This is a genomic window from Bradyrhizobium sp. TM233, assembly GCF_036247965.1.
Classification (GTDB): domain Bacteria; phylum Pseudomonadota; class Alphaproteobacteria; order Rhizobiales; family Xanthobacteraceae; genus Bradyrhizobium; species Bradyrhizobium ottawaense.
Window position 1 is genome coordinate 1 of sequence record NZ_BTIG01000041.1, and the last position, 11,566, is coordinate 11,566.

At 66.1% G+C, this 11,566-nt stretch carries 8 protein-coding genes and 4 pseudogenes; 6 read left to right on the forward strand and 6 right to left on the reverse strand.

What is annotated here, in order from left to right; genetic code table 11:
- The 5 genes and pseudogenes from AABA86_RS32985 to AABA86_RS33005 all read right to left on the reverse strand — a co-directional run.
- A pseudogene (locus AABA86_RS32985) lies at positions 1–141 on the reverse strand (ABC transporter ATP-binding protein); the annotation flags it as partial.
- Positions 138–911: an ABC transporter permease gene (locus AABA86_RS32990; RefSeq protein WP_028142738.1), complete on the reverse strand. Its 774-nt coding sequence runs from the start codon at positions 909–911 to the stop codon at positions 138–140. The gene AABA86_RS32990 and the pseudogene AABA86_RS32985, both read right to left, overlap by 4 nt.
- Before the next feature lie 73 nt (positions 912–984).
- Positions 985–1,853, reverse strand: a pseudogene (locus AABA86_RS32995) (ABC transporter substrate-binding protein).
- Between the two features lie 103 nt (positions 1,854–1,956).
- A complete protein-coding gene (hutC, locus tag AABA86_RS33000) occupies positions 1,957–2,685 on the reverse strand; it encodes a histidine utilization repressor (protein WP_338309724.1) in 729 nt (242 codons plus the stop codon).
- Positions 2,682–4,040: a formimidoylglutamate deiminase gene (locus AABA86_RS33005; RefSeq protein WP_338309725.1), complete on the reverse strand. Its 1,359-nt coding sequence runs from the start codon at positions 4,038–4,040 to the stop codon at positions 2,682–2,684. Before AABA86_RS33005 ends, hutC begins: the two co-directional genes overlap by 4 nt.
- Before the next feature lie 88 nt (positions 4,041–4,128).
- On the opposite strand from AABA86_RS33005, the gene hutI reads away from it, so the two are divergent.
- From hutI to hutU, 3 genes and pseudogenes are all read left to right on the forward strand, one after another.
- Complete coding sequence (hutI, locus tag AABA86_RS33010) at positions 4,129–5,343, forward strand: imidazolonepropionase (protein WP_338309726.1); 1,215 nt, start codon at positions 4,129–4,131, stop codon at positions 5,341–5,343.
- Positions 5,340–6,801, forward strand: a pseudogene (locus AABA86_RS33015) (histidine ammonia-lyase). Before hutI ends, AABA86_RS33015 begins: the two are co-directional and overlap by 4 nt.
- Positions 6,802–6,810: 9 nt before the next feature.
- On the forward strand, positions 6,811–8,379 hold the full coding sequence (gene hutU, locus AABA86_RS33020) for a urocanate hydratase (RefSeq protein ID WP_338309727.1): 1,569 nt from the start codon (positions 6,811–6,813) through the stop codon (positions 8,377–8,379).
- Between the two features lie 91 nt (positions 8,380–8,470).
- Here the strand turns inward: hutU and AABA86_RS33025 are convergent.
- A pseudogene (locus AABA86_RS33025) lies at positions 8,471–9,078 on the reverse strand (TetR/AcrR family transcriptional regulator).
- A 168-nt stretch (positions 9,079–9,246) separates the two neighbouring features.
- Between AABA86_RS33025 and AABA86_RS33030 the strand changes: the two are divergent.
- The 3 genes from AABA86_RS33030 to AABA86_RS33040 form a co-directional block, all read left to right on the forward strand.
- Complete coding sequence (locus AABA86_RS33030; protein ID WP_338309728.1) at positions 9,247–10,107, forward strand: FAD binding domain-containing protein; 861 nt, start codon at positions 9,247–9,249, stop codon at positions 10,105–10,107.
- A complete protein-coding gene (locus AABA86_RS33035) occupies positions 10,104–10,628 on the forward strand; it encodes a (2Fe-2S)-binding protein (protein WP_338309729.1) in 525 nt (174 codons plus the stop codon). The genes AABA86_RS33030 and AABA86_RS33035 overlap by 4 nt, the downstream gene beginning before the upstream one ends.
- The coding region (locus tag AABA86_RS33040; RefSeq protein WP_338309731.1) for a xanthine dehydrogenase family protein molybdopterin-binding subunit at positions 10,625–11,566 on the forward strand (942 nt) is incomplete at its 3' end. The genes AABA86_RS33035 and AABA86_RS33040, both read left to right, overlap by 4 nt.

Consider the following 11,566-nt stretch of genomic DNA (forward strand, 5'->3'; position numbering starts at 1 on the left):
GCCGCAGCCGGAGGGGCCGAGGATGGTGACGAAGTCGTTGTTGCCGATGACGAGATCGGTCGGCTCCAGCGCCCTGGTCGGCGCGTTGCCGTGGCGGGCGGGGAAGGTGCGCGAGACCTGCTCGACCTTGAGGATCGTCATGCGAGCCTCCACGGAAACAGCCAGGCGTTGAACGCCTTGAACATGAAGTCCGAGAGAAGGCCGATCAGCCCGATCACGATGATGCCGAAGATGATCTGGCCGGTGTTGAGCAGCGCCTGGCTGTCGGTGATCATGTGGCCGATGCCCGAGGACGAGCCGATCAGCTCGGCGACGATGACGTAAGTCCACGCCCAGCCCAGCACCAGCCGCAGGATTTCCGCGATCTCGGGCGCGGAGGAGGGCAGCAGCACGCGGCGGATGATGCCGCGGTCGCGTGCCCCCAACGTATAGGCCGCCTCGACCAGATCGCGCCGCGTGGCGCCGACGGTCACGGCGACCATCAGGATGACCTGGAACACCGAGCCGATGAAGATGACGAGCAGCTTTTGCAATTCGCCGATGCCGGCCCACAGGATCAGGAGCGGGATGAAGGCGGAAGCGGGCAGGTAGCGCGCGAAGGAGACGAACGGCTCGAGAAAGGCTTCGACCGGCTTGTAGGCGCCCATGAGAACGCCGAGCGGCACTGCGATGATCGCCGCCAGCGCAAAGCCGCCGACGACGCGCCAGATCGTCATGCCGATGTCGAACACAAAACCCTGCTTGGCCAAGAGGTCATAGCCTTCCTGCACCATGGTCAGCGGGTTGGCGAGAAAGGTCTTCGACACATAGCCGCCAAAGGTCGCCCACGACCAGAGGGCAACGAACACCACGAAGAACGCAAGGCCGTAGGCCACGCGCTGCTTCGATGTAACAGGGTCCAGGGGACGCATCAAACTGTCTATCCGGGCGATGAAACGAGATTGCCGGCCCCGCCGCGAGACGAGGCCGGCGGCTCTTGAGACGTTACTTGATGAAGCTCGCGTCGAAGAGGTCCTCGACCTTCGGAGCGGCCTTGATGATGCCGATCTCGAGCAGAAGCTCGGCGGCGTCCTTGTTGAAGGTCAGGAAGTCGCCCGCGAAGAACTTCTGGTTGGCGGCCTTGTCCTGCCAGCGCAGATATTTCGCCGAGTTGCCGAACTGCTCGCCGCTCTGCTTCACGTCGGCGCCCATGATCTCATAAGCCTTGGCCTGGTCCTTGGCGATCATGTCGAGCGCCTCGAAATAGCTGTCGGCGAGCGCCTTGGCGGCCTTGGGATTCTCGGTCAGGAATTTCGGTGTGCAGCCGAAGGTGTCCATGACCATCGGATAGTCGAGCGTGGTGGCGATGATCTTGCCCTTGTCGGGCGCGGCGCGCACGGTCGACAGATAAGGCTCATAGGTCATCGCGGCATCGTTCTGGCCGGAGACGAAGGCTTGCGCGGCCGCTGCCGGCTCGAGGTTGACGACGGTGACGTCCTTCACCGTGAGACCGTTCTTCTTGAGCATCCAGGCCAGCGCGAAATAGGGCGAGGTGCCGGGCGCGGAGGCGGCGACGGTCTTGCCCTTGAGNNGGTCGCAACGCCGTTGGCGTTCCAGGAGATCCAGGTTTCGACCGTGGTCGCCGCGCACTGGATGTCGCCGGACGCGATCGCAAGGTGGCGGTCCTTCTGCGGGATCTTCTTGATCGAAACGTCGAGGCCGTTCTTCTTGAAGATGCCGGCTTCCTTCGCCAGCGTCAGCGGCGCGAAGCCGGTCCATCCGGAGATGCCGATTCCGACCTTGACGTCGTCGGCGAGCACGGGAGTGGCGGCCGAAAGAGCAATGATTGTCGCAAATATCGTCGAACTACGCATGATTGTCGTCCTCTTGCCCAGATGGATTGACGTCCTGTTGATCACTGTCGGTCCAGACGGACCGTTGCCCGAAGCGTTGCACGATTTGTGCCGACATATCCTCTCAGCCTCCCTTGAATCGCGCGACAAGGCGGTGAGAGTCACCGGGATAGAGCAGGCGCACGGCGGTGATGGTGCGGGCGCTGCGCCAGGTGTAGCGATCGATCACGAGGCAGGGCGCGCCGACGGCGATCGCGAGCGCATCCGCCGTGCGATCGTCGGCAACGATGGCGCTGATGGTGTGCTCGGCCTCCGTCCACGGGACATGGTGAAGCAGCCACGAGCCGGGCGGCTCGCGCGCGAAATCCGCGGTCGCGGCGTCAGGCACGGACGATAGGTCGATCAGACGGTCCTCGATGGCGAACGGCACCTTGTCGGCGCTGTGCCGGCAGGTGATCGCGACCACCTTGCCGGCCTTCCTCACGCCGAGACGGTCGCGGTCGGCCGCCGTTGCGGCGCGTAGCTTGCGATGGATCAGCTCGTAGCCGTAGCCGCGCCCCAGTGCGGTGATCTCGGCGCGGATGTCGGCGATCTTGAGCACGGCCGATTGATGTTGCGGCCGGCGCACGAAGGAGCCGGCGCGCCGCCGCCGCTCGATCAGATCGGCCTGCGCTAGTTCCGACAGCGCCTTGTTGACGGTCATGCGCGAGCAGCCGTAACGGGCCACCAGTTCATGCTCGAACGGAATGCGATGCCCCGGCGGCCATTCGCCGGTCAGGATGCGCGTCTCGATGTCGGCGCGGATGCGCTTGTAAAGCGTCGGCTTGTCGGCGGCATCGGTCGCAAGGCTCATGCGAGGAGCCTCCGCACCGCCGCGTTGAAGCGTTCGCGCGCCCCCTGACGCAATTTGTGCCGGCCGCCTTCGACGACCTTGTGGCCGCCGGCCCAGACGCAATCGATCGCGCCACTGCTCGCGGCAAAGATCCAGCCGTCGATGAGTGCATCGTGCGCGCGTCCTGCCAGCGATGGATGCGTGGCATCGAGTGTGACGATGTCGGCGCGCGCGCCGGGCGCGAGGCCGACCGTCGCCTGTGCCATTGCTTGCGCACCGCCCGCAAGCGCGTGATCGTACAGCGTACGGCCGGTCGAGCGGCCTGCGCCGCTGGAGAGCACATTGCGCTGGCGATGCTTGAGGCGCTGGCCGTATTCGAGCTGGCGTAGTTCGTCGGTGACGCCGACTAGCACATTTGAATCGGTGCCGACGCCGAACGCACCGCCAGCGGCAAGAAACTCGCGGGCCGGAAAGATGCCATCGCCGAGGCTCGCTTCGGTGATGGGGCAGAGACCGGCCACCGCGCCTGTCTTCGCGAATGCGCTGACTTCGTCATCCGTCATGTGCGTCGCGTGAATGAGGCACCAGCGCCGGTCGAGGGGCGCGTGCTCCAGCAGCCATTGCACCGGACGTCGTCCGGACCAGGCGAGGCAATCCTCGACTTCCTTCACTTGCTCGGCGGCATGGATATGCACGGGGCCGCCCTCGGCAAGCGGAATGATCGCCGCGAGCTCGTCCGGCGATACCGCGCGCAGGCTGTGCGGCGCGATGCCGATGTTGGCGTCGGGCAATGCGCTGATCGCCTTGCGCGACGCTGCCATCAATGCCGCAAACTGATCGACCGAGCAGATGAAGCGGCGCTGGCCGTCATGAGGCGCCGCGCCGCCGAAAGAGCCGTGCGCATAGAAGCTCGGCAGCAGCGTCAGGGCAATGCCGGAGGCTTCGGCGGCCTGCGCGATGCGCGCGGCCATCTCGGCGGGATCGGCAAAGTGCGAGCCGTCGCGATCATGATGCAGATAATGGAATTCGCCGACGCGGGTAAATCCCTGTTCGAGCATCTCGACATAGAGAAGTGTCGCGACGGCGGCGACGTCATCGGGCGTCATCGCGAGGGCGAAGCGATACATCGTCTCGCGCCAGGTCCAGAACGTGTCGGTGGAATTGCCGCGCAGTTCGGCGAGGCCCGCCATGCCGCGCTGGAAGGCGTGGCTGTGCAGGCTCGCAAGTCCCGGAAGCGCGATGGCGTGGCGTTCGTCGCCGGCGGCAGGCTGCACGCCCGGCGTCACCTCCGCGATCGCGCCGGCGGTGATCACCACATGCACGTCATTGGCCCAGCCCGAAGGCAGGAGCGCGGAGGCGAAATGCAGTCGGGACATGATTGACGACACGCCGGCTGGACAGAACCGCCTTACGATTATATGTCTAGACATATAAGTCAAGCATCCCAGACCTGGGGACCATGGCATGGCAGAGCGCTTTGACCGGATCTGGCACAATGCCAAGCTCGCCACGATGCGGGCCGACCGGCCCGATCTCGGCGAGATCGAACGTGGCCTGATCGCCGCGCGCGGCGGCCGTATCGTTTATGCCGGAGCGCTGACCGATTTTCCGGCGGATGCCGACGCGGCCGAACGGACCGATTGCGAAGGGCGCTGGATCACGCCCGGCCTCGTCGATTGCCACACCCATCTCGTCTATGGCGGTAACCGCGCCCACGAGTTCGAGCTGCGCCTGAAGGGTGCGAGCTACGAGGAGATCGCGCGCGCCGGCGGCGGCATCGTTTCGACGGTGGCCGCGACCCGCAAGGCGAGCGAGGCAGGTCTCGTCGCAAGCGCGCTGCCGCGGCTCGACGCGCTGATCGGTGAGGGTGCAACCACGGTCGAGATCAAGTCGGGCTACGGTCTCGACACCGAGACGGAGGTGCGACAGCTCGCGGCCGCGCGCAGCCTCAGTCGCCAGCGGCCGGTTGCGATCCGCACCTCCTTCCTCGGTGCGCATGCCCTGCCGCTGGAGGCGGAGGGTGACAAGGATCGCTACATCGATCTCGTCTGCAACGAGATGCTGCCGGCCGTTGCAAAGGCTGGCCTCGCCGACGCTGTCGACGCCTTCATGGAGGGCATCGCGTTTTCGGCGGAGCAGACCGCGCGGGTGTTCGAGACGGCGAGGGGGCTGCGGCTGCCGGTCAAGCTCCATGCCGATCAACTGTCGAACCTCGGCGGTGCCGCGCTCGCTGCAAGATTCTCGGCGCTGTCGGCCGATCATCTCGAGCACACGGATGAAGCCGGCGCCGCCGCGATGGCAAAGGCGGGAACGGTGGCCGTGCTGCTGCCCGGCGCGTTCTACTTCATTCGCGAGACGCAGAAGCCGCCGGTTGAAACTTTCCGCAAGCATGGCGTCCATATGGCGCTCGCGACCGATTGCAATCCCGGCAGCTCGCCGCTGACCTCGCTGCTGCTCACGATGAACATGGGCGCGACCTTGTTCCGGATGACGGTCGCCGAATGCCTGGCTGGAATCACCCGCGAGGGCGCGCGTGCCTTGGGCGTGCTCAGTGAGACCGGCACGTTGGAGGCCGGCAAATGGTGCGACCTCGCGATCTGGGACATCGAGCGCCCCGCCGAGCTTGTCTACCGCATCGGCTTCAATCCGCTGCATCGCCGGGTGTGGAGGGGGCAGTGACGGAGCAGGGCACAGCGATCGTCGTCAAGCCGGGAGCGGTCAGTCTCGACGATCTCGCGCGCGTGCTGGAAGGCGCATCCGTCGTGCTCGATCCCTCGTTCTGGCTGCGCGTCGAGGCGGCAGCCGAAATCGTCGCGAAGGCTGCGCAAGCGGATGCGCCCGTCTACGGCATCAACACCGGGTTCGGGAAGCTGGCCTCGAAGCGCATTCCGGCGGACCAGACCGCGCTGCTCCAACGCAATCTCATCGTCTCGCATTGCTGCGGCGTCGGCCCAGTCACGCCCGAGCCGATCGTTCGCCTGATGATGGCGCTGAAGATCGTCTCGCTCGGACGCGGCGCTTCCGGCGTGCGCCGGGAAGTCATCGAGCAACTGCAGGCCATGCTGGCGCGGGGCGTCTGTCCGCTGGTGCCGCAGCAGGGCTCGGTCGGCGCCTCCGGCGATCTTGCGCCGCTCGCGCATATGACGGCGGTGATGATCGGCGAGGGCCAGGCGATCGTCGACGGGAAGACCGTGTCCGGCGGTGAAGCGCTCGCCGCGGCCGGCCTCGCGCCGCTGACGCTCGGCCCCAAGGAGGGGCTTGCGCTGATCAACGGCACGCAATTCTCGACCGCTTACGCCATTGCCGGCGTGCTGCGCGGGTTTCGCCTGGCCCGCGCGGCGCTCGTGACCGGTGCGCTGTCGGTCGATGCGGCGATGGCCTCGACGGCGCCGTTCCGTCCCGAAATCCAGGCGCTGCGCGGCCATGCCGGGCAGATCGCCGCGGCCGCAACGTTGATGGCGCTGCTGGATGGCAGCGACATTCGTCTGTCGCATCTCGAAGGCGACGAACGCGTGCAGGATCCCTATTGCCTGCGCTGCCAGCCGCAGGTCGCAGGCGCCGCGCTTGACCTGATCACGCAAGCCGCGCGCACATTGATTGTCGAAGCCAACGCCGTCACCGACAATCCGCTGGTGCTGGTCGAAACCGGCGAGATCGTTTCCGGCGGCAATTTTCACGCCGAGCCTGTGGCCTTTGCCGCCGACGCACTCGCGCTGGCGCTGTCGGAAATCGGCGCGATCAGCGAGCGGCGCATTGCAACGCTGGTCGACCCCGCGCTGAATTTCGGCCTGCCGCCGTTTCTGACGCCCGATCCCGGCATCAATTCCGGCTTCATGATCGCCGAGGTGACGGCCGCGGCGCTCTATGCCGAGAACAAGCAGCGCGCGGCGGCCTGCTCGNNTCCTCGGCATCGAGCTGCTGGTCGCGGCCCAAGGCATCACGCTACGCGCGCCGCATGCGACGAGCGCGCCGCTGGCTGCCGTCATCGCCGCACTGCGCGAGCAGGTGCCCGCGCTCGATGCGGATCGCTACATGGCCGGCGACCTCGCCAAGGCGGCTGCGCTGGTCGAGGCAGATGCGCTGCCGGCCACGGCCATTGCCGCACTTCCATCCGATCCGTTTCCGAGGCTTGATTAAGAGGTCCGCATGAACCGCCGACTGGACAATGACCGCACCATTCGCGCCCCCCGCGGCAGCGAGATCAGCGCCAAGAGCTGGCTGACGGAAGCGCCGCTGCGCATGCTCATGAACAACCTCGATCCTGACGTCGCGGAGCGCCCGAGCGAGCTCGTCGTCTATGGCGGCATCGGCCGCGCCGCGCGCGACTGGGAGAGCTTTGACCGGATCGTTGCGGCCTTGCGCAAGCTCGAAGCCGACCAGACGCTGCTGGTCCAGTCCGGCAAGCCGGTCGGCGTCTTCCGCACCCATGCCGATGCACCGCGCGTGCTGATCGCGAACTCCAACATCGTACCGCACTGGGCGACGCTCGATCATTTCAACGAGCTCGATCGCCAGGGCCTGATGATGTACGGCCAGATGACGGCGGGCTCGTGGATCTATATCGGCAGCCAGGGCATCGTGCAGGGTACCTACGAGACCTTTGTCGAGGTCGGGCGTCGTCACTATGGCGGCAGCCTTGCCGGCAAATGGATTCTCACCGCTGGCCTCGGTGGCATGGGCGGTGCGCAGCCGCTGGCCGCGACCATGGCCGGCGCTTCGATGCTCGCGGTCGAATGCCAGCCGAGCCGCATCGAGATGCGGCTGCGAACCGGCTATCTCGATCGCCAGGNNCTGGTGCGCCGCGGCGTCAAGCCCGACATCGTCACCGACCAGACCAGCGCGCATGATCCGATCAACGGCTATTTGCCGAAGGGCTGGACGCTCGCCGAGTGGGAGGCCAAGCGCGCGTCCGATCCGAAGGGCGTCGAGCGTGCGTCGAAGACGTCGATGGTCGAGCATGTCCAGGCGATGCTGGATTTCCATGCGCAGGGCATTCCGACGCTCGATTACGGCAACAACATCCGCCAGATGGCGCAGGACATGGGGCTGAAGAACGCCTTCGATTTCCCCGGCTTCGTTCCCGCCTATATCCGTCCCTTGTTCTGCCGCGGCGTCGGGCCGTTCCGCTGGGCCGCGCTCTCGGGCGATCCCGAGGACATCTTCAGGACCGATGCCAAGGTGAAGGAGCTGATGCCCGACGACAAGCATCTGCACAATTGGCTCGACATGGCCAGGGAGCGCATCAAGTTCCAGGGTCTGCCGGCGCGGATCTGCTGGGTTGGCCTCGGTGATCGCCATCGCCTCGGCCTTGCCTTCAACGAGATGGTGGCACGCGGCGAGCTCAAGGCGCCGATCGTGATCGGCCGCGACCATCTCGACAGCGGCTCGGTGGCGAGCCCCAACCGCGAGACCGAAGCGATGAAGGACGGCTCGGATGCGGTGTCCGACTGGCCTCTGCTGAACGCACTGCTCAATTGCGCCAGTGGCGCGACCTGGGTGTCGCTGCATCATGGCGGCGGCGTCGGTATAGGCTATTCCCAGCACGCCGGCATGGTGATCGTCGCCGATGGCACGCCGGAAGCGGCCAAGCGCATCGAGCGCGTGCTCTGGAACGATCCGGCCACCGGCGTCATGCGCCATGCCGACGCGGGTTACGAGACCGCGATCGACTGCGCCCGCGACAAGGGGCTCGATCTGCCGAGCCTTGCGAAGTAGCTGGCCGCGGGCTCGATCAACCTCTCTCGCTTGCGGGGGAGGTCGGCNNGCGGGAGAGGGAGCGCACCTTCTTCGGGGCAGCCTCGCCAATTCAGCCGCTCACCAGTAGCTTTGGCATCGTCGTCTTCGCGCCGTCCATGAAAGTCTGGACGGCGTCGCGGACGATGGCGTCGAGATCCGGCGGGATCGGCGTCTCGTAGATGAACTTGCGGATGGCAAGATAGAAGATGCGGCCGTGCAGGCCCCAGAACAACTCGGTCTCGCGCTCACTCAATGAGTGAGCTTTTGCATCGGGCAGTTTGAGCTCGTGGCGGAGTTCAGCTGCCGCCGGTTCGATGATCTCGCGGCGGACGATGTCGAGATAGCGGCTGGTGATGCCGAACGACTTCATGCCGGAGAACACGAAGATCCGCACCCAATTGTACTCGAACACGCGTTCGACATAGTCGAGATAGAAGCGCGTGAGCCGCGCTTCGAGTGACAACGAACGGTCGCGGATCATCGGCCCCCAATCGGGCGACCAGCGGCTGAGATAGACCTCCTGGTAGACCCGCTCGATCAGCGCTTCCTTGCTCGGGNNACGATCGCGCGCTCGCGGTCAGCCGCGCGCATGTTGCGACGCTTTGGCGCGGACTTGCTGCCTGTCTCGGTCCGCTTGCGGGCCGGTCGCCTCAAAGTTCTCTGCGCTTTTCGGGCCATCTCGTCGCTGAATCAACGTATCGCTGCCTTCATAGCCCAAGGCGCATTTGTGACCAAATGGTCATTTCCTGTTGACCGGCCTTTAGCGCCGTGTCAGGATTTTGAGACCAGATGGTTACAAATCTGGCATCCCGGCTGATGAGCCGATGGATCTCTGAGGAAACGGCAGTGAAGGCGAGGGCTTTCAGCTATTTTCGTGCGGCGACGATCGACCATGCGCTGGATGCTCACGCCCGCGCCGGGGACGATGCGCGTTTCATCGCCGGCGGCCAGAGCCTGGTGCCGGCGCTGTCGCTGCGGCTGCAGGCGCCGCGGCTTTTGATCGACATCACCCACATCGACGAGCTGCGCGGCGTCAGGCGCGACGGCGATAGCTTGCGCATCGGTGCGCTGACGCGCCACTGCGAAATGCTGAGCGAGCCGCTGATCGCCGAATTCGCGCCGCTGCTGCATGCGGCGGCGCCGTTCGTTGCGCATCCCGCGATCCGCAACCGCGGCACGTTTGGGGGCAGCGTCGCGCTCGCCGACCCCGCGTCCGAATTTCCGGCAATGACATTGGCGCTGGATGCCGAGATCGAGATCGCCGGGCCGTCAGGCCGCCGGCGCGTCAAGGCCGACGACTTCTTCATCGACCTGTTCGAGACGGCGTTGCGGCCCGGTGAGCTGATCACGGCAATTTACGTTCCGCTGTTCAAGGCCGATCAGCGCTTTGCGTTCGACGAATTGGCGCGGCGGCGCGGGGACTATGCGCTGGTCGGGTGCGGGATCATGGCGACCTGCACCGGCGAGCGCATTGACGACATCCGCATCTCCTTTTTCTCCGTGGGGAATACGCCAATGCGGGTCAAGGGCGCTGAGGCAAGCCTGATCGGCTCGGATCTAAATGCGCAACGCATCGCCGCCGCGCAAGGCGCGCTCGAGGGCGATCTCGCTCCGCCCGAGAGCGACGAGGTGCCGCCCGCGATGCGGCTGCATCTCGCCCGCGTATTGCTTGGCCGCCTGCTCGGACGTCTCGGTGAGGACGCATGAGCGGCTTTGACGAGACCCTCCTGAACGAGGCCGACGAGACCGTGCGCATTCGCCTCGTCGTCAACGGTCGCAAGGTCGCCTGCGAGGTCGCGCCGCGCGACACGCTGGTCGATTGCCTGCGCGACAGGCTCGAGCTGACGGGCACGCATGCCGGCTGCGAGATGGGCTCCTGCGGTGCCTGCCTGGTGCAGCTCGATGGCCGCGCCGTGCATTCCTGCCTGATGTTTGCGGTGCAGGCCGACGGCGGCAAGATCGACACGATCGAGGGGCTCACCGAGAGCGGCCTGCTCGCCGACCTCCAGGCCGAATTCCACCGTCGCAATGCGCTGCAATGCGGCTTCTGCACCTCGGGCATGCTGATCAACGCTCACGAGTTGCTCTCGCAGAGTGCGCAGCCGAGCCGCGAGGAGATCCGCGACGCGCTGTCGGGCAATTACTGCCGCTGCACCGGCTATGAGGCGATCGTCGATGCCATCGACGCCGTGGCCAAAGCGCGCAGCGCAGGCGGAGGCGCAGCATGAGCGCGCCGCTGACCTCGCTCGATCGGCCCAACTCCTATATCGGCCGTTCCGTGCCGCGGCCAAATGCAAAACGGCTGCTGGCAGGGCGGGGGCGCTATGTCAGCGATCTCAAGTTGCCGCGGATGCTGTATGCCGCGTTCCTGCGCAGCCCGCATGCGCACGCGAAGATCATCTCGATCGATACCGAACAGGCCCGCGCGCTCGAAGGCGTGCATCTCGTCGCGACGGGCGCCGATCTCGCCAGGATCTGCACGCCCTGGACCGGCACGCTCGATCATTTCAAGGGCATGACCTCCGCACCGCAATTGCCGCTGCCGCTGGATCGCGTGGTCTGGGCCGGGCAGGCGGTGGTTGCGGTCGTGGCCGAGAGCCGCGCGATCGCCGAAGATGCGCTGGAGCTGATCGAGATCGACTACGAGGACCTTCCCGTCGTCGTCGACATTGACAGCGCACGCGAGGCCGGCGGTCCGCTGGTCAATCCCGGCAGCGCCAACAACTCCTGCTTCCGCAGCCAGCTCGACAACGGCAGCGTCGACGACGCCTTCGCGCATGCGGCCCATGTGGTGGAGGAGGAGTTTTCCTTCGGCCGCCATACCGCAGTGACGCTGGAGCCGCGTGCCATCGTCGCCGATTACGATCCATCCGCAGGCACGCTCACCGTGCATCACGGCACGCAGACGCCGTACCAGTTCCAGGACCTCTACTCCCGCCACTACGGCATCCCGGAAGCCCGCGTCCGCGTGATCGCGACCGACATCGGCGGCTCCTTCGGGATGAAGCTGCATGTCTATCACGAGGACATGGCGGCGGTCGGTCTCTCGATCCTGCTCGGCCGTCCCGTGAAGTACGTTGCCGATCGCATGGAATCTTTCGTCTCCGACATCCATGCCCGCGACCACCGCGTCCGCGCCCGCATGGCGCTCGACGCCAAGGGCGAG